Annotated in this window: 13 protein-coding genes and 9 pseudogenes; 8 read left to right on the forward strand and 14 right to left on the reverse strand. The window is 57.6% G+C overall.

Annotated elements, in window-relative coordinates:
* Positions 1-390 precede the first annotated feature (390 nt).
* The 4 genes from NKI38_RS30830 to NKI38_RS30845 form a co-directional block, all read right to left on the reverse strand.
* Entirely contained in the window at positions 391-915 is a 525-nt protein-coding gene (locus NKI38_RS30830; RefSeq protein ID WP_352664328.1) for a hypothetical protein, read from the reverse strand.
* Positions 912-1,253, reverse strand: coding sequence for a reverse transcriptase domain-containing protein (locus tag NKI38_RS30835; protein ID WP_352664350.1), 342 nt, complete (start codon positions 1,251-1,253; stop codon positions 912-914). Before NKI38_RS30835 ends, NKI38_RS30830 begins: the two co-directional genes overlap by 4 nt.
* A gap of 68 nt (positions 1,254-1,321) precedes the next feature.
* Positions 1,322-1,654, reverse strand: a complete 333-nt coding sequence (locus NKI38_RS30840; protein WP_352664330.1) for a reverse transcriptase domain-containing protein — start codon at positions 1,652-1,654, stop codon at positions 1,322-1,324.
* A 578-nt stretch (positions 1,655-2,232) separates the two neighbouring features.
* Positions 2,233-2,472 carry a hypothetical protein gene (locus NKI38_RS30845; protein ID WP_352664332.1) on the reverse strand — a complete coding sequence of 80 codons (240 nt, stop codon included), beginning with the start codon at positions 2,470-2,472 and terminating at the stop codon, positions 2,233-2,235.
* A gap of 52 nt (positions 2,473-2,524) precedes the next feature.
* On the opposite strand from NKI38_RS30845, the pseudogene NKI38_RS30850 reads away from it, so the two are divergent.
* The 5 genes and pseudogenes from NKI38_RS30850 to NKI38_RS30870 all read left to right on the forward strand — a co-directional run.
* Positions 2,525-2,924, forward strand: a pseudogene (locus NKI38_RS30850) (transposase); the annotation flags it as partial.
* Between the two features lie 330 nt (positions 2,925-3,254).
* Positions 3,255-4,559, forward strand: coding sequence for an ATP-grasp domain-containing protein (locus NKI38_RS30855; protein ID WP_352664334.1), 1,305 nt, complete (start codon positions 3,255-3,257; stop codon positions 4,557-4,559).
* Between the two features lie 657 nt (positions 4,560-5,216).
* A pseudogene (locus NKI38_RS30860) lies at positions 5,217-5,625 on the forward strand (DDE-type integrase/transposase/recombinase); the annotation flags it as partial.
* Between the two features lie 154 nt (positions 5,626-5,779).
* The gene (locus NKI38_RS30865; protein ID WP_352664352.1) at positions 5,780-6,307 is read left to right on the forward strand and encodes a hypothetical protein; all 528 of its coding nucleotides are present in this window, start codon (positions 5,780-5,782) and stop codon (positions 6,305-6,307) included.
* A gap of 80 nt (positions 6,308-6,387) precedes the next feature.
* Positions 6,388-6,992 (forward strand): annotated as a pseudogene (locus tag NKI38_RS30870) (ABC transporter permease); the annotation flags it as partial.
* Between the two features lie 47 nt (positions 6,993-7,039).
* Here NKI38_RS30870 and NKI38_RS30875 read toward each other — a convergent pair.
* Together NKI38_RS30875 and NKI38_RS30880 are read right to left on the reverse strand one after the other, a co-directional pair.
* Positions 7,040-7,334: pseudogene (locus tag NKI38_RS30875) on the reverse strand (DDE-type integrase/transposase/recombinase); the annotation flags it as partial.
* A gap of 411 nt (positions 7,335-7,745) precedes the next feature.
* Positions 7,746-8,081 (reverse strand): transposase, encoded by a 336-nt coding sequence (locus NKI38_RS30880; RefSeq protein WP_352664336.1) that lies wholly within the window; start codon positions 8,079-8,081, stop codon positions 7,746-7,748.
* Between the two features lie 547 nt (positions 8,082-8,628).
* On the opposite strand from NKI38_RS30880, the pseudogene NKI38_RS30885 reads away from it, so the two are divergent.
* A pseudogene (locus NKI38_RS30885) lies at positions 8,629-8,735 on the forward strand (IS6 family transposase); the annotation flags it as partial.
* Between the two features lie 74 nt (positions 8,736-8,809).
* On the opposite strand, the gene NKI38_RS30890 reads toward NKI38_RS30885, so the two are convergent.
* Positions 8,810-9,805, reverse strand: coding sequence for a succinylglutamate desuccinylase/aspartoacylase family protein (locus NKI38_RS30890; RefSeq protein ID WP_352664338.1), 996 nt, complete (start codon positions 9,803-9,805; stop codon positions 8,810-8,812).
* 319 nt (positions 9,806-10,124) lie between these two features.
* Between NKI38_RS30890 and NKI38_RS30895 the strand changes: the two are divergent.
* Positions 10,125-10,364: pseudogene (locus NKI38_RS30895) on the forward strand (formyltransferase family protein); the annotation flags it as partial.
* Positions 10,365-10,465: 101 nt separating this feature from the next.
* On the opposite strand, the pseudogene NKI38_RS30900 reads toward NKI38_RS30895, so the two are convergent.
* The 3 genes and pseudogenes from NKI38_RS30900 to NKI38_RS30910 all read right to left on the reverse strand — a co-directional run.
* Positions 10,466-10,620, reverse strand: a pseudogene (locus NKI38_RS30900) (transposase); the annotation flags it as partial.
* Positions 10,621-10,867: 247 nt separating this feature from the next.
* Positions 10,868-11,647: pseudogene (locus NKI38_RS30905) on the reverse strand (IS91 family transposase); the annotation flags it as partial.
* Between the two features lie 18 nt (positions 11,648-11,665).
* Positions 11,666-13,669 (reverse strand): S9 family peptidase, encoded by a 2,004-nt coding sequence (locus NKI38_RS30910; protein WP_352664340.1) that lies wholly within the window; start codon positions 13,667-13,669, stop codon positions 11,666-11,668.
* Between the two features lie 1,142 nt (positions 13,670-14,811).
* Here NKI38_RS30910 and NKI38_RS30915 point away from each other — a divergent pair.
* A pseudogene (locus NKI38_RS30915) lies at positions 14,812-15,054 on the forward strand (hypothetical protein); the annotation flags it as partial.
* Positions 15,055-15,351: 297 nt separating this feature from the next.
* Here the strand turns inward: NKI38_RS30915 and NKI38_RS30920 are convergent.
* From NKI38_RS30920 to NKI38_RS30940, 4 genes are all read right to left on the reverse strand, one after another.
* Entirely contained in the window at positions 15,352-16,311 is a 960-nt protein-coding gene (locus NKI38_RS30920; protein ID WP_352664342.1) for a GlxA family transcriptional regulator, read from the reverse strand.
* A gap of 135 nt (positions 16,312-16,446) precedes the next feature.
* The gene (locus NKI38_RS30925) at positions 16,447-17,184 is read right to left on the reverse strand and encodes a hypothetical protein (RefSeq protein WP_352664344.1); all 738 of its coding nucleotides are present in this window, start codon (positions 17,182-17,184) and stop codon (positions 16,447-16,449) included.
* A gap of 701 nt (positions 17,185-17,885) precedes the next feature.
* Positions 17,886-19,232, reverse strand: a complete 1,347-nt coding sequence (locus NKI38_RS30930; RefSeq protein WP_352664346.1) for an NAD(P)/FAD-dependent oxidoreductase — start codon at positions 19,230-19,232, stop codon at positions 17,886-17,888.
* A gap of 1,678 nt (positions 19,233-20,910) precedes the next feature.
* Positions 20,911-22,317, reverse strand: coding sequence for an aminotransferase (locus NKI38_RS30940; RefSeq protein WP_352664348.1), 1,407 nt, complete (start codon positions 22,315-22,317; stop codon positions 20,911-20,913).
* Positions 22,318-22,791: the final 474 nt, after the last annotated feature.

The following is a 22,791-nucleotide window of genomic DNA, read 5'->3' on the forward strand; positions in this document are numbered from 1 at the left end:
GATCTTCAACCTCGTCTTGTTTCGAACGCGTCGGTAATCGGCGAAAATCCTTTCGAAGACCGGCTTGGCCCGGTCGGGAATCACATAGTCCAGCGTCAGACATGCCCGAAAATAGGAGTGGGGCCACTTACGATTATAGACTGCTGCGAAATCGTGCTTAGTTCCTTGAACGCTGCCGTGCGACGCATTTGCTATCGGACTCGGACCTGACATGCTGTTTTTCCCTTCATCGTTCCATCAAACACAATGCACCATGAGATAGCTATCGGCTAGCCAGCAGCTGCCGCGCATGAGAGACTTCAAAAATCGCGCCAAGCTAAGAAGAGCTGCGCCGGCCCGACAGCTATATTGAGCGCTGGGTAATTGTGCGAGACCGTAGTAGCCGTACTGTCAACGCAGAAAAACCTCCAAGATGGGCCAACGCAACGCGAGGTCGTGTGCCGCGAGGTAGTTTAGCTCGGCGGTGAGCGGCACAGCGGTGGTCATCGATGTGGTCCTGGTCGAGTAGCTCAGCCATTCGGCTTTCGCCCACAGATCCGGGCGGGCGGATTTCCCGCACCCGGCTCTTCCCGAGGGTAACCCGCGTAATATCTGTGTGCGCGCCCAAGTTCGAGTGATGCGCGGAGTTGGCAGGGGGAAGCCCGCCGTCAGGGTCTCGAACTCTGACCAGCCCATGCGCCGGCTTTTCTGGCTGCGCCGTCTCAGACACCGTAGCCATATCCGACGCACTTGCTGATGGAATCCGTTGAACGCTGGGTAGTTGTGCGGCCTGCCGTAGTAGCCGTAGTGTCCACGCAGAACGGCGGCGAACCACCTGTGCTGCGCAGCCATTGGCGCGTGCATGAGCCGCCAGGCATCCTGGCGCAGCGCCGTCAGCTTGCGCGTCAGGCGTTTCCCTTCCGTCTTGTGCTTCACGATGAACCGGCCGTCCCGGGTCCGCCCGCAATAGTGGGTAAAGCCAGAAAGGCGAAGGTCTCGGAACGCCGCTCGCCCCGCCGCTGTCGTGAGAGGGCCGCGAACCGGCCAAACTCGATCAGCCGCGTCTTGTTCTCATGGATTGTCAGGCCAAAGCCGACCAGCCGCGCCTTGAGGACCAACAGCATCTCCTCTGCATCTGCCTTCTTCTCAAAGCCCATGACGAAGTCATCAGCGTAACGCACGATTACAACGCAACCGCGTGCAACGACGACGCATTGGTGAGCCCAAAGATCGAGGACGGAGTGGAGGAAGATATTGGCGAGGAGCGGACTGATGCCCGCCCCTTGCGGGGTACTCTGTCCGTCTCTTGCTTCTCGCCGCTCTCAAGGACGCCAGCCCGCAACTACAGCCCAATGAGCCGTAGGATACGAGGATCAGCGATCCTGTGCGCCACCATCCGCAGCAGCCACTCGTGGTCGACCGAGTCGAAGAAGCTGCGAATGTCGGCATCGAGCACCCAGTTCACACGCTGGGTCATGATCGCTGTATGCAGGGCATCAAGCGCCATGTGGGGGCTCCGCCCCGGCCGAAAGCCGTAGGAGAACCCCGGAAGTCGACCTCGTAGACCAGCAATCAGCACCTCGGCCACCGCGCTTTGGACGATCTTGTCTTCCAGCGCCGGCACCCCGAGAGGCCGTTTACCGCCATCGGCTTTGGGAATGTAGACCCGCCGCACCGGCTGTGCCGGTAGCGCTCGGTGTGGACCCGTCCGCAGAGATCACGGATGTTAGCCGTCAGCCCCTCTTCGTACTTCACCACAGTCATCCCATCGACCCCAGCACTCGCCTGTCGCTTCTGTCGCCGAAACGCCCGGTAAAGGGCTTCTTCGTCGACGTGAGGCAGCAGGGCCGTGAACCGGGTTTGGGCGGCCTGCCTGGCCGCCGCGTTCACCCGCTCGAGGTTCAGCGGCAGCAACCCGGCTCTGTTTCCGGACCTTGGCCCTCCTCGCGCAGGCTCCCCTCAGGCTGGCCCCTTCCCTTCCCTCCACTCGCCTCGTTTCCTTTGACGGCTTCACGGGTACTATGAACCAAGTCCGACTCCCGACCGCAGCTCTGGCAGTACCTTGCTGCTGTCCCCCGCTGGAGACCAATCCAGCGGATCTGGTCGGGCCTCTCGTGTTCCGATGATTACCTCCCATGCGTGATCCGGCCATCGACCCCGACGGAGCGGCATCGTCTCGCGTAACGACGATGCTCATACTGCCTTCGTGAATAGGGAACACACTCGGCCTCCGCGAACTCCACCTTTCGAGGCTCATTCCCGCACCCCGCATGGCTCCTGTCTACACTTCAGACCCCGCGTTGCCGCGACGCCCGCAAGACTCGGTCCCGGGCTGCCCGCTTTGGCTTTGGTCGGATGGGACTTGCAGCCACAAGCAATCATCAGATTGGCATGACGTACTCCCATCAGATGGTGTCGCTCGGCGGTCACGAAGCCGCTCGCGAGCGCGCCGTTAGTAGCGCTGTAGCGATTGAGCGGCGTGTGGGTGGTCATCGGCGCTTTCCGGTTGGTCTGGTTGTTGACGCCAACCCAAGTCGGAAGGACCATCGATGACCGACGACATGATGAACCTGCGCTCGTGGAGAAGACCCCGGATGCCGATGTTCTGCGGGAGATGATCGGCTTTGCCGCCGAGTGGCTGATGGAAATGGGGGTGGGCGGGGCCACCGGCGCCAGCTATGGCGAGAAGAACCCGCTGCGGCTCGCCCAGCGAAATGGCTACCGCGACCGGGACTGGAGACGCGGGCCGGCACGGTCGAGCTGCGCATCCCGAAGCTCAGGAAGGGAAGTTACTTCCAGGGTTTCCTCGAACCGCGCCGCATGGCCGAGAAGGCGCTGACCGCCGTCATCAGCGCCTATGTGCAGGGCATCAAGACGCGCTCGGTCGACGATCTCGTCAAGCCGATGGGGATGGCGGCATCTCCAAGAGCGTGTCGCGGCTGTGCGACCCTAGAGACCTATGCGAATTTTCCACTATGTGAATTTCTGCGCCTTCTCCACAGCCGTGCGCTCCATTGATACGGCGCTGCCAATCCTTTGGGACTCAACCCGCGCCCCATGGGCGATTGCATTATCAGGGCCCGCCGAAGTTTGCACGTCTGCAAGCGCAGCAGACCGCTCAATGAATTAGCGAGATTCATAGACAATTAACAGAAACGTAACGGCTGAAAATCGTTGGCGATGGTATGCTCAATTCATAGTCTCAGGGTCATGAAAAAGCTGATGTCGTTTACCTCGACCAGCCCCCACAGCACGCAACTCCGGAGCCAATAGCCATGGCAAGAAGAGCGCTCATTCTAGTTGAAGGTACAGGGAGCAACGGTCCGTTATACGTCAAGGCATCACGGCGCCTGGGTCTTGAGCCAATTATCCTGTTGGCTGATCTATCTCAGTACAAATCTCTTGCGGCGGAGAGCATCGACGCAATCCGTGTCGATACAGACAATCTCGATGCTATGATCCGCGAATGCTCTCGGCTGCGTGCGATCCATGACATAGTTGGCATTACCAGCGCCGAGGAGTCGTTTTATGCGACAGCTAGCAAGCTCTGCCAGCATTTCGAGCTACCGGGACCGAACGCCGTATCCATCGAGCGATGCTGCGACAAAGTTATTCAACGTCAGCTCCTCGCAGGGGCCGGCGTTCCGATCCCTGCTTATCGCGTTGCAGCGAATGCGACGGACGTAGAACGCTCTGCTGCGGAGATTGGGCTCCCGGTGATTGTTAAACCAGCCGTCGGCACCGGTAGCTGCGGTGTCCGATTATGCCGCAACGTCGATGAGTTAGCCGAACACACGACGTATCTGTTGGGCGGTACGCACATTTGGCTGTCTTTGCCAAAACAACGTAGATGGCAGTCGTCGCCGAGGATACTGGTCGAACAATTCGCACAAGGCCCTCATTATTACGCCCATGCGATAGGATATGAGGTCATTGGGATTGGTGCCGCTGACTTCGGCCCGCCACCGTATTTCGTCTGTCGTGAGTTGACCTTCCCGGCCCCGCTGACTAATGACGAGCATAGGCGTTTCGCCGATGTTTCGCTGAGCTGTTTGCGGGCTCTCGATCTTGGCTGGGGGCCAACGTGCATTGAATTTAGGTGGACGAAGCTTGGTCCAGTCGTCATCGAAGTCAATCCGCGCCTTTCCGGCGCGCCTGATCCTCAACTGGTCCAGCTGGCATACGGTATCGACCTCATCGCCGAGCACATCAAACTTGTCATCGGCGACGAGTGGGATCTGCGCAAGAGGCATTCACACATTGCGGCCGCGCGGTACCTAAATCCCGATTGCGATGGCACCCTCCATTGGATCGATGGAGACAGTCGGGCGGCTTCAGTATCAGGTGTTGCCGAGGTCAAATTGTATGTCGAACCCGAGACGCAGATCGACCGGAAAGGCGATAACCGAGACCATGTCGCACGTGTCATCGCCGCTTCCCCCAGCCGTGCTCAAACCGAGGCGGCACTTCAACGTGCCACCGACTTAATCGGCTGGTCGATAACGCCGTTTCCCACGGCGGACAGCGACAAACAGTGTCCTTGCTTCGGCCAGGGAAAGGTTGCCGACGGGCTCCAATAGCCCGCAAATTCGGGCCTTATATCGTTGCCATTGGAATGTTATACACCGCCTACCGACGGCTCGTCGCTGGCCTCGGCCAGGCGGTTGGTGTCGTTTGGCCGGGAGATATTGGCTGCGAGGCTCCCATTGCTCCGCTCGCCCCCGTCCTCCGCGTGGTGATTTGTTCAATTCAATACAGAACAGATTGAACTCTGTTCCTCATTACATCATTGTGCTGAGCCAGAACGCGTTGATTGCACCTCCATAACCAATCGTGAAAGCTTGGCCGGCGAATGTCGCTCCCAAGAGATGATTTAACGCATCATGTTGGGCTTCCCGACGTGGGCGTCTCTGACTGACCGCCAAAGGTTACCTCCCTTCCCGGCAAGCTGGGCCGCAATCTGACGACTCCAACGTCGTTCTCGATGGCAATTTGGGTTCCAAACGGCTCCGCGAGTTCCTTTAAGACGCTCCAGAATGGCATTTGCCTTGCCGCCAGGTGAGCAGCTGCGGGATGCCTCGGTTGGCAAACCTCTTCGAGTAGCCTGTGTCCTCAACCAACGAATAGGCTAACCTCAAACCGAGGACATTCAGGGAGCACGTCTACGTGATGCTCTGCCTGATCCTAGGCCTGGCAGTGGAGCTTCCGATATCATCGTGCTCTCATGAACGACGGATGATGCCGGTTTGCGCAAGCGGCTGCGGGAACTGGCCGCCGAACGCTGGCGCTACGGCTACCGTCAGCTGCACCTTCTCTTGAAGCGCGAAGGCGGTGAACTGGAAGAAGCTCTATCGCCTTTATCGCGAGGAGCGGCGGACGGTGCGCAAGCGCGGTGGTCGCAAGTGGGCCTTGGGCGCCAGACGCCGATGGCGATACCGCAGGGCGCCCCAGCGCCGGAGCATCGACTTCGTCTCCGAGACGCTGACCGATGGCCGCCTTTTCCGGATCCTGTGCGTCATCGACGACTTCAGCCGGGAGTGCCTGGCCGCGGTCGTCGACAACTCGATCTCGGGTGAGCGTGTCGCCCGGGAACTCGACACGATCGCCGAGCATCGGGGCTACCCCTGCATGTTCGTGTCGGACAACGTCCTAGGCGCGGAAGGAAAGGGAGCCTGCAGCACCTTGGCAATGTCGATCGCTACCATCACCGCGGCTGCGGGTGTAGAATCTGAAGTGGTCATGGTCGGTCTCTCCGGAATGGGTTGTGAACATTCACATTCTAGAGAAACTTTGACTGGCCATGGCCGCCGCCGCTCCTTCATTCCGTAGGTGCTATGGCAGCGAACTGACCAGCAATGCAATCCTTGCCTGGGCCGAATGCAAGCCGCGTCGACTGAATTATATCGCGCCGGGAAAGCCGATGCAGACGGATATTGTAGGACAGCCCCTTCTTATCATTCGGCAGCTTTTTCCAGAGCCTTTCTCGGCCTCGTTCGCCATCGGGAAGTCGCTGCTGCATACGCAGCTTCCGCCTTCCCGAACCCAATCGTTCTTCGGCGCGCTTGGCCGGGATGTTGTAGTCGAAGGCGGTGCCGCGTCTGACTCTGAATGGGCCCGCGGCAATGTAATCAGCGCAAACACCCTAACCATGAGTGGACAAGAAAAAGGTTGGTTCGGCTGGCCGCAGAACGACGAATATGAAGCTTTTCGTGCCCAATGGGCAGATATCGCCACGCTCGATGAGCGCAAGGCATTAGCCCGCAAGATGCAGCGAGTACGGTGGGGCTATGTGCCCGAAGTGTTGTTGGTCAACATGTCACGCCAATAGCGCGTCGCCAGTCGCTCACTGACCTGATCGGCATGCCAGAGCTCGTCCCGATGTGGAACATGCAGAAGGTCGGAGACGCAATGTCGGCCTATATCCTTTGGAGGTCGATCTCGGCCATCGCCGTCATGGCGATAGTTGGGTTCTTTGTTTTCCTAATTCTCAGGCTGGCGCCCGGTGGCAGCCATGATCGCGGGCAAGTTTGCCACTGCGGAGATGATCGCCGGCATCCGCGAGCAGCTGGGATTGAACGATCCCCTGCCGGTTCAGTTCATACATTGGGTGCGGGACATGCTCGGCGGCGATTTCGGCATCTCAATCTTTGCCGGTCGACCGGTTCTCGATCTCATCGCGCAGCGGCTTGAACCGACCCTTTCCCTGTCAATCCTGACATGATCCTGTCGGTGTCGTTCGGGGTCTCTTTCGGTATCTTTGCCGCGTGGCGAACTGGCGGGCTCGTCGACCGCCTCCTGACAGTCTTTTCACATCGGCTATTCGGTTCCGCTCTTTGTCATCGACTATTTCTTCATATACTTCTTCGCCATCAGGACACACTGAATGTCGGTGCGGGGATATCTGCCGATCAATGGTAGCCTCGGGCCATGGTTCGTGTACCTGGTCCTGCCCACCGGCTCTTAGTTTTATCTATATTGCCTTCATCGCCAGGGTTACGCGGGCGAGCAGGTTGTGTTGCAAAGTTTTCTCTGCGTCATAAAGGTCGACACCGGCCGGCTGTCATGCCGCCAGTATGGCGAACTGCTCGGCCAGGGAGGGATTTGGATTCAACGCGTACCTTACTGTCGCTTGCGCATCATGTGAAGAGTTTCGATCCCGAACAGGACGATGCTGGCGGTGGCCGGCGAGTTGAAGCCCAGCATCGGCCGCACACGGAGTTTGATGCGCCGGTGGTCCTGCTCGATGCTGGCGTTCAAGTATCGACTTTTCCTGATCGTGATCGCTTCCAGCCAGCGCCGGGACGATCCTGCAATCGATTTGCCACATCGCAGGAAGTGATGGCTTCGTGATTGGTCTAGGGCCTGTTGAGATTCATCGTGAGTTTATGACGGCGGCAGCGAGCTGGTCGGTTTTGTCAGCTCGCATGGCCATACGCTCGAACTCCTTGAGTTTGCAGAAGAGTTATCGATGAGATGACGCCATTTGTAGAGTTCGAGATTGAGAGGCAGCGGCAAGGCGCGCCTCGGATGCTGCGAGATGACGATCTTGGCTCGCCGCGTTCGTTCAGATCGGCAATGATGGTGTTGCTGTCGAAGGCCTTAGCGGCGATCAGCCCGCCGAAGGCGAGGCCGTCGATGAGCGGCGCGACGCCCACTGTATCGAAGCGATGCCCAGGCAGGAGAACGAAGCGCACGAGATTGGGAGCGCATCGGTGAGCGCAACAATCTTTGTGGTCATGCCGCCTTGGAGCGGCCTATGGCCTGGCTTAAGTCCCCCTTTTGCGCCTTGGCCATGGCGGTGGAACTTGACGATGGTTGCGTCCACCATGGTGTAGCTCCATGTCGGCTGGTCCGAACAGACGCTCGAAAAGCCGAATGAAAACATCGGCTTTGACCCAATCGCGGTATCGTTTGAAGATGGAATTCCAACTTCCGAAAAAGGCTGGAAGGTCACGCCACGGGCTTCCCCGTGCGCACGATCCAAAGCACAGCCTCGATGAAGCGGCGGTTATCGCTGCCACTTCGACCGGGTCGATTGGCTTACCCAAGCAATGCGGTTCCATCTTCGTCCATTGGGCGTCAGTCAGCACAAATCGTTCCATCCAAAGCTTGATTCACAAACAAGCCAAAAGTGGAATCCTGAATCTCCACAGGCCTTAGCTGCCGTCAATGGCCATGCGATCGGGCCGGCCGTGGCGGCCCAGCGCTTTCCTGAAGGAAGCGCTTAGCCGCCAGAAGGCCGGTGACGGCACGCTTGCGGCAGCTCCCCTCGTGCGGCGCATGAGGTGAATGTGCCAAGAATCCCCCCGATCGCGAGAGACGGAGGATCTACATGGGAGCAGACGGCAAAATCGACGTCCATTTGGACGTCCCAACAGCTGGCTACGCAGGCCGGCTCGAGGTTCTGGAAGGTCCATCGGGACGGAGGGTTCGCACTGAGGCCGACAGAGCCCGGATTGCGGCCGAGAGCCTGATGCCGGGGGTACAGGTGGCGCAACGGCCATCCGCAGAGCCAGATCGAGGAACTCATGCCCTGGCGATTCCGGAAAACGTCAAGCCCACATCCATAGGCGATCGGCGAGGCGCTTACAATCAACTTAAGTGCAGTGCGACACCGGGATGGCTATGTGCTCGACGAGCGTCGGCCCGCGCAACACCAGGGCGACCAAGCGCCTGCTGCGCGGCTGCTGAAGAAGCAAGGCGTCGGGCCGAAGCGCATGATCACCGACAAGCTGCGCTCCTATGGAGCAGCCAGACTGTGGCCGTGGTCAGCTGACATCAGCAGCCGCAGGTCTCAACGCGTGTATATGCAGACAACGTGACGTCGCCCTTATACCTTCAGGGGGCGCGCAAGGCGCGCCACTGATTCATTGCTGTCGACATATCCCGCAGATCGAATAGCGTAGACGATAGACGTTGTAGGCGCGCAAATTTCGATGGGTTGAGCCGACAACGACCCCATGGAATGCAGGACGCCTATGAGACCTCCCTGCTTCACTTCATCAAGTATAGAGCAACGAGGTTCAAAAATCCCCGGTGCGGGGGATTCCAGAGCGTCAGACAAGAGAGTTTCCAGCGTCTGGCTGGACTGTCGTTGCCGGTACCTTGGATGCTCCGCTTTTCCTTCGACTAGTCCGAGTGCTATAAGGGCGTTGCGTACCCCAGCTTCATAAATGGCCAGAGCATTGGCAGTCACAATGCCGCCGCCGAATTCAGAGCAAACCAACACCTTACCCTGATTGTGGGCGACGGTATCGAACATTCCAGGTGTTTCGTCATGCTCCCAGATCAATGTCACGGGCAATTTGAAAGCCTCTGCCACTCTGACCATCTTAGCCATCAGATTGGCATCAGCAACAGGATGCATGATGACCGACGGCGCACAATCCCATATCGGTGAGTAGCTGTGCAGATCAAACACAGTGTCTACCATTGGCAACAACACGCGTGAAACCGCATCCGCGATCCGTTCGCTTACTGACCCGTCCGCACGGCCAGGAAACACTCGATTGAGGTTTTTCCCATCGACTGGCGTGTTACGAGTCCAGGCCTTTAGGGCCAGTGGATTAATTTCAGGTGCGATGATCACCGTTCCACAAGTTTGGGATTCAGGCAGCCATTCAACAAGTCGCCGCGCAACGATTGGCCCTTCCAGTTCGTCGCCATGGTTTCCACCAGTGATAAGAAGGCGCGGTCCCTCCCCTTTATTGATACCAATGACCGGAAGCCAAAGTGCTTCGCAGTCGGCGCCTTTGGGGACGACCAGATGACCAGTGCTCACGCCAGGAATATTAATGTCAAATGTAAGATGTGGCATTTCGGTCATGTTCAACCCTCCATAGTGGGTAGCATTTCTCAAACTATTTAGGACCAACTGGTGCAGGCCCTCAGGTTATTTGCCGGTGTTTGACCAAACTTGACGGCGGGCCACCGCGATTTGACAGTTGCACCCCACAGCCGTCGAAATCGGTCGGGCGCGTCTCGTCATTGCCGATCAAATGACCCACCAATGAGCGTTCGACGGGAAGATGCCCGCCATATGCCCCAAGCCGTCTCCAATTTGCGAATATAATGTATCGAAGGGTACCATCGCGTTTTTAGATGGCTACGGCGTGCTTCGCTGAACTCCGCTGCTCCGCCGTTAGATGCAGATGCTCTCTGACGAAATGTGCCGCGAGATGTCCGGCCGAACCATCAACATCCACCACTCCTTTCGGCCATCCTTCAACGGGGCGAATCACTACAAGCCGGCCTTCGAGCGCGGCGTGAAACTGATTGGCGCGACCTTCCATTACGTGGCCACTCATCTCGAGGGGCCGATCATCGAGCAGGAGATCATCCGCGTCACCCAGGCGCAGAGTCTGGAGGATTATGTGAACATAGGCTGAATCGACATTCATTGATCCATAACATTGCGCACTTTGTATACTTCGGAGTCGCAGGGTATCAGCATCCTGCGGGTCGGATTGCAGGGGATAACAGCCTCGTCGTGCCAGTGCGCTCCGGAGAGCAGAACCCATAAGACGCCGTTCACAAACAGCCTCTTGTCCCGACCGCTGCCCCCGCGATCACCAGCCTTGCCGTGCAACAGACTTTAATAGGCTGCCATTGCTCGCTGCTCAGTTCATATCGCCGTGGCATCCATCGCTCTCCAGACCGAATCTGGAACCCATCATGTTGCTGGGCTTTTGACGAATGGATGTTGAACGCCATGTTCCCTGGTAGCCGGACGCGCGTCGACGGCGTCGTGCCGATGGTCCGGTTTGATGGTGCCGACGGGGGTCCCGCTCATCGATCCAGCTTGTTGCATGGCGTCGGTCTACAGGGTGTTGCCGGCGCGCGTGGCGGCCGGTGCTGATGTTCCGTGTTCCTGATGCGTTCGGCGCGGTCATGACGTCTCGTTCCAGGATCGACGAGGAGGCGCTTCTCCACACCGCCAGTGCCCCGGGTGATCATCTGACCGCGGCAACAGGGGCATCGCCGTGCTTCCGAGATGGCGGCATCACCATCGGCGGCGTGAGACAGGGCTCCTGCTGGCACGTCGAGCTGCCTGTGTCACACTTTAAGCTTTGTGCGCCATGGCCGTTTGCGAGGAAGCCGTAATGAAGGATGCGGTGAAACCCAACCGCAGGGTTTGCAGCAGAAAGCGCCGGATGAACTCGTGAAGTCGAGCTTCATGACCTTTGCCTTGCCGCGATGACGACTGCGACGCGATGGGTGTAACGGCCGAGAGAGTCAATACCTGTTGCGGCCCGCCGAACGGCGGCTTGGCGTAGATGGCCCATTCAACACGCCCGAGGCTGGCAAGCCGGTGCCTGAAGGCAACGGGCCTGCCAGATGCGCGAGGTCGCCGACGAAGCTCAGCCGACTTGCGTCATAGCCGGCCTGCAGGTGCTCCATGAAGAGCCGCCGAAAAGCCACGACAGGACGCGCACCGGCAGGGAAACCCCGGCCGGCGAGCGATCCAATGTGTGCCGTCGGGCGAAAGGCCACCGCCCGGCACGATGCAGTGGATGTGCGGAGGGTAGTGCAGGTTCTGGCCCCAGCTGTGCAGCACCGCGACGAGACCCATCTCGGCTCCCAGATGTTTGGGATCGGCGCCGAACGTGCGCAGCATCTCGGCCCCGGTTTTGAACAGGATCGTGTAGATTGCCGCTTTGTTCTGGAACGGCCGAACTCCTGCCGGTTAGCGAGAGGGCATATGCTTCTCGAACCAGCCCACCACCCGCGCGGCATAATCCAAGATCGCGGGGAAACTCTGTACGCCGTGCCCCTCTTGGGGATAGACCACGACGGCGGTGTCAACGCCATATTGGCGCAGTGCTGAATAGAACTCGAGCGCTTGGCTTGGAGGTGTGCAGGCGTCAAGTGCTCCGGCAATGTTCAGTGTGGGTGTTTTGACCTTCCGCGCGTGCATCACCGGACTTCTAAGACTGTATTTCCCGCCGGGATTATCAAATCTGTCACCTAGAAAAATTTCTTTGAAATCTGGAATGTTAGAGGTCAGGTGGCAACTGATATGATTATTTGAGGGCGCTACAGACACGGCAGCAGCAAATCTTTGATCTTGTGTGACTAGCCAGGATGTCATGAAGCCACCGTAGCTTCCTCCCATCACCCCGATGCGAGCACTATCTACGATCTTCTCCTTGACCAAGTGGTCGAGGCCAGCCAGCAGATCGAGCGTGTCGCGCCCCCCGTAGTCCCCTTTAACCGGACGGACAAAGTCTTGGCCCCGACCGGAACTCCCTCTCGGGTTGGGTTGAAAGATAGCGTAGCCATTTTTCAACAGCAAAAGGTTTGTTAGGCCGTGGCTGGTTCGGCCGAGCCATTGACGGTGCCAGTGGGAAACGGGTCCTCCATGGACATGCATTATGACTGGGAACGGGCCGTTTCCCTTCGGCAAAAGAAGCCAACCTTGGATATCAAGGCCGTCCGGTGCCGACCAATGAATCGGATCAACTCTCCGAACCCATTTTTTCACGGTTTCTCCAAGGGCTGCATCAATTAACTCAGTCTTGGTTAGTTTGCGACCTTTGGAACACGCTACGAAAGGAGCTACACGATAGTCTTCGAGGATGAAAGCGCAACGTCGGCTCTCATTTCCGATGGGAAGAGGCCGAACAAAGCCGCCACCCGAGCCGAACTTACCGCTTGACCAGATTTCGGTCTGTTGCCGGCTAACGCTATTGTACTCTAATGCAGCCGTTTCGAAGCCACGGTGAAAACCAAGCACAATTTGATCACGGTTTCGCCAGCGAACTGATGTGACATCACCTTTGTCTATCCAAACGCGATCAACGTCTCCGCTCACGGGGTCGACGAGCAACAGTTGTCCAGCGACCCTTCCGCGGTCACTGCAAATAGCCTCCACAACCGCAATATTTGTGCCGCTCGGATTACAGCAGAGTAAACCAAGCTGGTCGGTAGGCTGATAACGCAGGCGCACACTGCCGTTTTCAACATCAATGAGATACAGGGCTGCCCCATACCAGCCGCCTTCGTCCACACGTTTAGAGGCCACTGCCGCCACAGTGCCGGTTCCGCACCAATCTGCCTCCCAGATGTTTAGCTCTGCGGTCGGAATTCGTCTCGTTGTGCGCAATTCCAAGTCATGTATCCATAGGCTACGTCGCCGAAACTCGTCTTTTGTACTACGAACGTCTGGCATCCAAGGTAAAGGATGTTCGTCTTGTCTTTTGCTCGCGACTGCGCCCTTTCCGCTGGAGATATCTGCTCCGTGACCAGCCACACCGAGCAGGATACGTTTGTCATTTCGGGACCAATGTAGATACTCGATCCATCCATCTACAGCCGCTGCGGCATGTACCTGCTTCTTAGCGACATCGTAGAGTTGAAGTTTGAAATTGCCCGTCCCGATCGGGGCTGAGAGAAAAGCGAGGGTCAAGCCGTCTGGGGAAAATTTACATTCAAGATCGATTGTTGATGCAGTCGTAACGGGCTCCAACCCGCCTACTTCGATGTCCGTCATAAAGAGCTTCGAGGGCATTCGCCCCTCCAAACTCTCCGCCATAGTGCCGATCACGGCCGCAGTCCGGCCATTCTTAGCGACATCCACGTCGAGGACATCCACCAGTAAACCCGATCCAGGTTTGTAGATGGCGTGAGCTATCTTTTCTGCGTCTTGAAACAACGGGCTGTCGCGCAAATCGACGTTTAACGAGTTCATTCTATCGCCCCTTGTACGTGCAACTTAGACCGGAAACTCTTACTTACCGCCCTCACACCTGAGATCTTAACGGCCGAACGAACTAACTGTGTGGCATAATCTTTTATAAGCGACGGCCACGTGCGCCGCTGGATGCTTAAGACGAGTCCCCCGTTTCACTGCCTCGTCATTGAGCATTCGCGTTCAGTCTCACAATTGCCGATCCAGTCACACAAAAAAGTAATCGCCCAAACTATAGAAACATCCAACCACGCGTCGCAAGAAGTCGCTCGGCTTCCCGGCGGCCTGCGTCGCTCCGAATCGTCGGTCTCGATGTCGCGACCCGGCCATCCTGCTCCTTGGGGTGCGACGAAGTTCGCAACGACAAGAGCGGCGGCAATGGCTAAATCGAGTTTTTCTAGCCCTGATTGGGGTGTTCAAGATGCCCTGTGCTCACGCCCGGCGTATAGAGATCAAATGCAAGATGTGGAACTTTGTTCATATCCGACAAGGTGACCTAGCGAAAGTTTGGTTTCACTTCTCTCAAAGTATGCGCCAAGCTGCTCGTATGCCAATATAATGTCGCGGTCGGTTCCATCGCATTTTTAGATGGCAGCGCAGGCTTGTTGGCACCACCTATGGCAAGGTTCCTGACGTGTGGCGCGACCTCAAGAAAGCGGAGAGCCTCTTCACGGAGGGGCTAGCCTGACTATCTCACCAAAGAAGTGCGTCGGCCCGAGAAGCTGATAGACTGCTTTCGCAAGCAGTTATCAGATTCGGGAACGTGATCCGATGAAGACACTTGCACTTCCTGGTTGCGACGGCCACAAAGGTGTGGCTGGTTTCGACCGGCGAAGCCATTACCTCAGACGCCGGCCTTGCTTCTGCGTCACGTTGGTCGGCCACAAAGCCGAATCCGCAAAGGCGGAGCGCCTACACGCTATGGTGCTGAGCTTGCCGCCGTGGATGTTCGGAACGAAAGCTTGTAAATGAGCCGCTTGATTGGCTAGAATGGTGCTGAGCCTGCCGCCGTGGATGTTCGGAACGAGAGCTTGTAAATGAGCCGCTTGATTCGCTCATGGTCCCAGAAAGTAGTCCTTTCCCAGGTCCAACGCCTCGTGAGCCGGTCGATCCAAGCTGAGCTGGAGCCGAGGCTCCGCGAAATGCTCGGCCTAATCAGCAACAAGGTTGAGGCAAACTGTTGTCTAGCCCCCTTCTCTCACCTTCTGTGCGTTGGCTGGCATCCGGCCTATAATCTCAACTTGCGCGATTTGGAAGAGATGATGGCCGAGCGCGGCCTGAACCTCGACCATTCGACAGTGCATCGTGGGGTCGTGCACTTCTCGCTTGAGCTGCTGGACCGATTCAACCAACGCAAGCGGCTGGACGAAACCTACGTGAGCGTCGTCCCGGATGGTCCGGGGTGCAAACGTTCGGAATGCATTTAAGAAAGGAGGGCTTCCGAACGCACGAGCCCAAGCGGCGATTACCTGTGGTCAAAACTGGCAGGGTGACATAGCCGGCGGGCAAAAGGATGCCGTTACGCCGAGAGGGTTCACGAGGCTTCAGTATTGGAAGGTTGAGAAACACAACCGGTTCACCTGCGTCTGAGGCTGAATCGTCGTCTCGGTGTCAGAAGCGGAAGGAAGTTCGTCACCTGCTTGAACTTCCGCAAAGGCGGCGCTCGGTTCGCCAATGTGGATTCAATGACGTTCTTGAGACGGCGTGTGTCCGAAATGCTCAGTGTACGAGGCCGAGAAATAGGAACTCGAGCAGAACCCGGTCGCGATCGCGATATCAACATTTGCAAGACTAGTGTGCAGCAGCATATCCCGGGCGTGTTCGAGCCGAAGGATCTTGTAGTAGCGGGCGGGCGGGTAACCCGTATGCCGCTGAAAAAGACGTTCGAGATTCCTGACGCTCAGTCCGAAGGTGCGGGCGATTGAACCGGTGCTCAAAGGTTTCTCGAAGTTGCGCAGCATAAGTCCGACGGCCTGCGCCAGCTGCGGAGGCAGCGTGTCGAGGCGGACCGAGCTGCCCGATCGCTGTTCAACATTGCCGGTCCTGATACGCTCAACCTGAAATTGGTTGGCGATGGACCGTGCCAGAACCGCGCCGTGTTCCTGCGTGATGATGTGCAGGATCATGTCGAGAGAAGCGGTCCCGCCAGCGCACGTGTACCTGTTCTTATCGATGACGTAGAGCTGATTGCTCAGTTCAATAAAGGGGAATTCCTCACGGAAACCCGGCTGCCCTTCCCAGTGGAGGGTGCATCGCGCATCGGTCAGCAGCCCTGCGCGGCCAAGAAAAACGGTACCCATGGACAGCGCGCCCATATGGCACCCTTCGCGTGCCCGCCTTTTCAACACGACATTTAACCTGGTCTGGTCTTTCGCGACGAACGTCATGCCTGCGCAGACCAACAGATAATCGGGTGCATCAGAAGTGCCGAAGCGCTCGTTCACATTTACGGAGATTCCGTTGGAGGCATAGGCTACTGACCCATCTTCCGAAGAGAAGCGCCAGCTATAGGCCTCGAATCCGAGAAGTCGATTGGCCGCCCTCAGCGGCTCAATCGCGCAGGTCACCGACATCATGGAGAACAAATCGAGTAGCAAGAACTCGATGCAATCAGGTCGTTTTTCGTCGCCGCCAAGATTCATAGATGTGGCCACTCCTCCCGGCTTTGCCCAAGCTGATATCGATAATTCTTGCTATACGAGTCAACAGCTCAATAGAGTTTGCCGTAACTGCCGTTGATGGCGGGAGTGCGAACTACAGACATCGCAGCGCTTCAATCACAGAAATGAAGCTATAACTTTCGGTAACGAGACCCTGTCCGTTTCGGATGGCGTCGCGCCGCCGTTCGGCGGCTCTGCGCTCCGCTGCGCCGATGTCGGCATCCCTTTCCAATAGCCAGTTTGGTAACTCGGATCGACTTCCTTGACCGGCACGCCTGTGTGTTGGGGGGCAGGTTGACGGACTACTCGCGGGCGCAACACACGGCCCGGATTGTACTCGGTGCGCTTGTCGTTGCCAGAGACGGTAAAATCAGGTCTCGCGACACGGCCGCTCGGCGAATAGGCGACGGCCGTGACGATTCGGTCGAGCGCGGCATCCTCTTCCTTCGGCCGATGTTCTACCTCTTGTGGCAGTCGCTCTGGCACGGCGAGCCTAGTGATGCCGCAATCGTTTATGGCATCTAGGACGGTGCGGGGACCATCCGGCAGTATCTTCTCGCGCCGCTGAGGCCAGAAGTCGAACGCTGCATGGGCGCCATACCCCTTCCCCGAATGCAAGGCATAGATTTCCGGGTAGATTTTGCGCTCAACTCGACGACTGGGCTTTATATCATAAAAAGATGTGATCGCGATCTGTATCAAATACGTCGCACCGAGGCCGCCGAGCGGACTGTCGATCACCAATCCAAATCGGTCATGTGCATTCCAGGCCGGGAAGATGTCCGAGATCGAGCCTTTTCGGCCACCGACCTCGAGGTCAAACATTTCGCATTTCAGAAGCGCTACGACGTGCATGTCTTGTTCTCCTCCGCTCCCATGGTGCTGAAGGCACCAGCTGGCGGCTTATCCACCGGAACTCACAAATTTAAGCCTTTCTAGCCAAGGCCCAGGCTTGGGCATCAGCGGCGCGAGCTGCGTCCGTCAAATCAGACGATAGAAATTGTCTCCTTGGTGATCTGGGACGTCCGGCCAAGGCTCTGCTGCGTTCAAATCCGGAGCTTGAGTTATAACCCATGCTCAGACGGCGACTTCCAGATCGAAGGAGACTCTGTTAGCTTTCCGGTAGCCATGGCTTGCAGGATATCTTGCACTGTGCCCGCCATCATGAACCGATCGGAATGCCTGTCTAACCGGCGCCTGAAATGGGCCGCGCAACGCAGGGCATCCTCCCGAGGCATCACGTCGTAGCCGGTATTAATAGCAACATTGACTAACGCCTTCCTGGCGCCAACCGTAGAAGACGATGAGGCCTATGTCGGCGAAAGGTGATAGCCCAGCGTGACCGTCTCAGATAACGGCCTCCCTCGACAGCCGAGAGACCCGCTCGTCAAACCGGTCTTATGGATCGTAGGCTGTTGAATCCTGGGCGCTTCTGCCAGCATCGCGGAAAGTCAGAGCTTTGGATCTTTCAGGCACACTTGCGAGACCGTGCGGCGCGAGTATTTTGAAAAATCTCCTACATAGCATCCGGATTCCAAGCCCCTCTCTTACGCCGATCAGCTCCAAGGATAAGGGCTGTTCGAGGTCGGGTGCAGCTCACCCGTTTCGTAGCGGCCAAGCCGGAAAGGTTTTAGCAGGCGAGATTCTCGGCCTAGGACCTCTTCAGCAACAAGCGCACCCACGCCGATCATTTTGTAACCGTGATTTGAGTCGGCGATCATGTAGACGTTCTCTCGAAATGCTTCGAAGACCGGGAAGTTGTCCGGCGTGAAGCAACCGATACCACCCGACGGCTCGCGATGGAACTTGTCCATCATGTCTTCAAACCGTTTGTTGCAGTGAGCCAGCGCCGATACCCACATATGGGCGAATTCTTTGCTAGCGATGAATTCCGGCGAGGAGGGTCCGTAAGGATCGATCTGAACCTCGTCCACCGCCTTATCGACCTTGTAAGGCATTGCACCACCTTGGATGCCGCCGAAATTGAAGTCGGGCTTGTAGTAGATACCCCACATCTTGTCGGTGATCAGACTTCGGTCGACGATGGAGTAAAGGGGCGCGTCCGTGTCGACGTGGATAACCGGCGGCATCGTGCCATCGTTGGTTCTGAAGGTGCTCGGGTCGACCCCGAGTACGCCTTCCTCAAGCTGCCAAAAACGCCACATGGGGATACCGACATGGAGCTGGCCATTCTTGCCCTTGATCGTGACAGTCTGCGGCAGCTCCGCCATGCGCCAAAAATCGCGGACCCACGGGCCGGCGCCCACAATGAGATAATCGCATGTGATGTGGCCCTGATCGGTGTCGATCCCGGTCACGGCCGAGCTTGATCCGTTCGCGAAGGTCATTCCGGTCACGGTCACCCCAGTCAGGATACGGACACCCTCGCTTTCTGCCTTCTTAGCCAGCGCGTAGATCGCCGCCGCGTTATGGGCGTAGCCGCCCTTCTTTTCGTGAAGGACGGAGGTGATGTTCTTTGCCTGCCAATCCGAAAACATGTCCTTCATGTAGGCGTCGCACTCAGCTTTGCCTTCAACAAAGACCGAGGTATAGCCGATCGCCCTTTGCTGCTCGTAGATACTGCGAACGTCTTCATGCATCAATTCCGAGCTAATCTGCATGTAGCCGACTGGATTGTACTGATAGGCAGCGGCGTCGCTCTCCCAAACGCTAACTGAGTGTGCCATGAGCTCGCGCATCGCGGGCTGAAAGTAATTGTTGCGAACAACGCCGCAGGCAATGCCAGATGCACCCGCGGCGATTCCACTCTTGTCGATCACTAGGATGTCCGTGCCTGACCCTTTGCGGGCTATCTTGAGGGCCAGAGCAAGATGATATGCGGTCGAAAGGCCATGAATGCCAGCGCCGATGATCACGTAAAGCGACGAATTCGGAAAGGCCATGGATTACCCCTTGTTGGCTTTGTTCAATATCCAGTATCTCCTATCTTGAGAGGATTAGTTTTGGAATTTCGTCAAGAGCGTCGGTAAAAACGGCAGGCAACTTGTCCGAGTTGGTTGACGATCGCTTCTCCAACAGCTCGGCCTGAGCCATAAGAGAGCCAGCGGGCAAGCGAGCATCGCCAACCAGTCGAGCAAGGGCGGATTGTGGATGCGTGGACCGGTCGCCGCTTCTTCGATACGGCATCGATGCGCTTATCGCTGAGACTTCAACGAATATCGTGCTTACCAACCGTACAGCCGCCGCGTACTGGCGAATGAGGGCAAAACGGATCCCTCTCATCCAGCGGCACCGGCCCGGCACCGGAGTTTGCCCGCCGACCCGGCTATACCGTTCATATGATGGTTCAGGCATGGAAGGGGCTTTCACTGGCCGGCGCCAGCGCGGCGGCAAACGGTATCGCCTCATGCATGGAAGCCGGCTCCGCTAAGGCAGCGGCGTTTACTTGAATTGTCAGCCCTCAAGGCGGAAGCGGCAACCTTCAGCGCGGTCGAGGGCAATTTCATCGCTCTCCCACGCAAACCGCTCTGGACCAACTCCGGCGCAAGGCTATCACCGACTATCGGAGTGATGTACATCGCAAGGACGTGTGTGAAGGCTACGGGCATGTCGAGCTTGCCAGGCGCTATACAACGAGATTCGAAAGCAAGGTCTGGAAACCATACCCAGCAGGTGTAGCTTTTTCCTGCTTCCGGCTTTTTCGATGCATGCGTTTTCCTCCGCGATCGAAGGTAAGCGATGCGCTGAGCCAGCTCTCCCGAAACGAACCGCTGGCGATCACAGCCAAAGAAAGCGAGTTTCGGCGATCGCAGTGTTAACGCATCAATAGCCTGTCCAATGTCTGAAGTTTGCCGGCGAACTTCCGATCAGCGCTCCCTCTCCCCGTCGGCGAGCAATGGCGCAGACGGCAAGGCCGATCCGTTCCACCGTGTCGATCGCCGGCAAAACAACAGATCCCCGCTCCCGAAAGGTGGCGACAATAGAATTCGCTCTCGCCACACCGTCGTTGGCATCGTGGCTGCCGAATTGCAGCCAACAGCGCTGCGTTTCCGAGCCCCTGCGGGACCGGATCGTCGAGCTTCCCCTGGATAAGCCGGAGCTGTCGCCGCGCGAAGTGGCGGTAACGTTCGCCGACACAGAAAGCTATTTTGTCTCGGAAGCTACTTGTCTATCGCCTGCTCAAGGCCAACGACCTGCGCATGCCAGAGCGATCCAGCGCACGATTGCGGCGCCAGGCAGGGCGGTATGAGTATCGCCGCGACGGATAACGAAACAGCTTTATTTGCTCAAGGGCATGGCGGCGAGCGCCGCAAGGGCTTTAAGGTCAGTTACGTAGACCTCTCCTTGGGGATCATGGACTGCGCCGGCACGACGCGCAGGCGCTCACTTTCGCCAAATGCTCTCCCAGCCATTCAGCTGCAGAATGCAATCAATTGTCCAACATCCTAGAAGAGCGCCCTGCCGATCGGGAGGTAAACCGGCAGGGCGCGCCGCGGGAGCTCGGTGGGAGGGACCCAACGGCAGCGGCGAAGTGGTGGAGAAAGGCTTATCGCCAACCACGTAGTCCAGCAGCTCTCCTGCTAGAACTGCCTGGACGGTTTCTCATCTGTGCGGCCAGGATCATATCGCGCCCTCTGCCTTCAGCGCGCGATAGGTGGTGTCAACTGATTTCGCCGTCGCGTCGACGATGATGTCGATCTCATCTCGGGTGATGATCAGCGGTGGGGCGTAGCCCAGGATGTCGCCGTGTGGCATAGCCCGGCCGATGACACCATTCTCAAGCAGAGCAGCGGCGACACGCGGGCCGACCTGAAGTTCGGGCTCAAACGGCAAGCGCGCTTTGGGATCTCGCATGAACTCCACGGCGGATAGAATTCCGACGCCGCGAACCTCGCCGACAATAGGGTGCCCCTCCAATTCGGCTTTCATACGGGAAAGCCAATAGGGTCCGACATCCTGGACGTGTTCCAATATGTTTCTTTCCTTAAGGACTTGAATGTTGGCGAGTGCGGCCGCCGCGCAAAGCGTGTGCCCAGAATATGTCCAGCCATGGCCCAGAGGGCCGTGCTTCTCAGTTCCTTGTTCCAAAACCGACCAGACGCGGTCGCCGATAATGGAACCTGAGATGGGCAGGTAGGCGGAACTCAAACCCTTTGCGATGGTCACAAAATCCGGTCGCATACCATAGAGGTGAGAGCCGAACTTCTCGCCGGTCCGCGCGAAGCCGCAGACCACTTCATCCGCGATAAGCAAGATGTCATATTTGTCGAGCACCCGCTGAATTGCCGCCCAATACCCCTTTGGAGGCGGAACGATGCCGCCGGTCCCGAGTACTGGCTCCGCGATAAAGCCCGCAACCGTCTCCGGGCCTTCGGCAAGGATAAGGGCTTCAAGTTCATCGGCACAGCGCTTGGAAAAAGCTTCCTCACTTTCGCCGTCACGTGCCTGACGATAGTGGTGCGGCGTCGTTGTGTGCCGCACCAGATCCAGGGGAAGGTCGAAGAAATTATGAAAGAACGGAAGGCCTGTGAGGCTGCCGGTTACCAGCCCGGAGCCGTGATACCCACGGTTTCGCGAGATAATCTTCTTCTTTTCAGGATGGCCGAGGATGTTGTTGTAGTACCAAACAAGCTTGATGTTGGTTTCGTTGGCGTCTGAACCCGAAAGGCCGAAATAGACCCTTCGCATATTCTGTCCGAAATATTCGACCACGGCCTCCGCCAAACGGGCAACGGGCTCTGTGCCTTGGCTGGCATAGACATGGGCGAACGGCAGGTCATGTGCTTGCTTGGCAATGGCGTCGGCGATCTCAGTGCATCCATATCCCATATTGACGCAGTAGAGCCCGCCGAAGCCGTCTAGACTTTTCCGACCCTCTGTGTCCCAGATGTAGACGCCTTCTGCCCCGGCCATGATCCGGTTAGCCGTCTCGCCGCTACTGTGCTTTGCCAAGTGCGTGGAAGGATGAAATACGAAATTCCGATCCTTCTCCTGGATTTGGTTGGTTCCCAGATTGGTCAGGCTCATTGCCGTTCTCCCGTTGATCGCCCGGCGGAGAACACTTAGCCTGCCGCTCGTCACGGAATGATCATACCTACGGAAACACCTTACGTTCTACGGCAATGCGGGCCCGCGGCCGACGAATCCACGGAACTTGCGTCAATCCCAGTGAAAAACACGGGCCCCAGAAACGGCTGTGTCGCGAACGCGGACAGACGGTACAGAAAGGATGGTCCCTCGGGCCTTATGCCGAGGATCGCCAACTGACCGGCGATCGACGGGCTGGATTGAAGGGATAGCGGATAGCGCGCCCGTCGTTTGCACATCATGTGAACCATCTCGATGCCGGACAGGATGTTTTCGGCGGTCGTCTCCGACTTTAAGCCGAGCATAGACCTGATGCGGTGCTAGAGCGGGATGAATTTAGGTTGGGCATAGCCTGCCTCTGTGAAGTAATTTCGGCATTCGGTTGACGTGACGGTGCCGAGGATTTGGCCGATG

Origin of the sequence: Mesorhizobium sp. M0621 (genome assembly GCF_040320745.1) — a bacterium.
Lineage (GTDB): Bacteria > Pseudomonadota > Alphaproteobacteria > Rhizobiales > Rhizobiaceae > Mesorhizobium.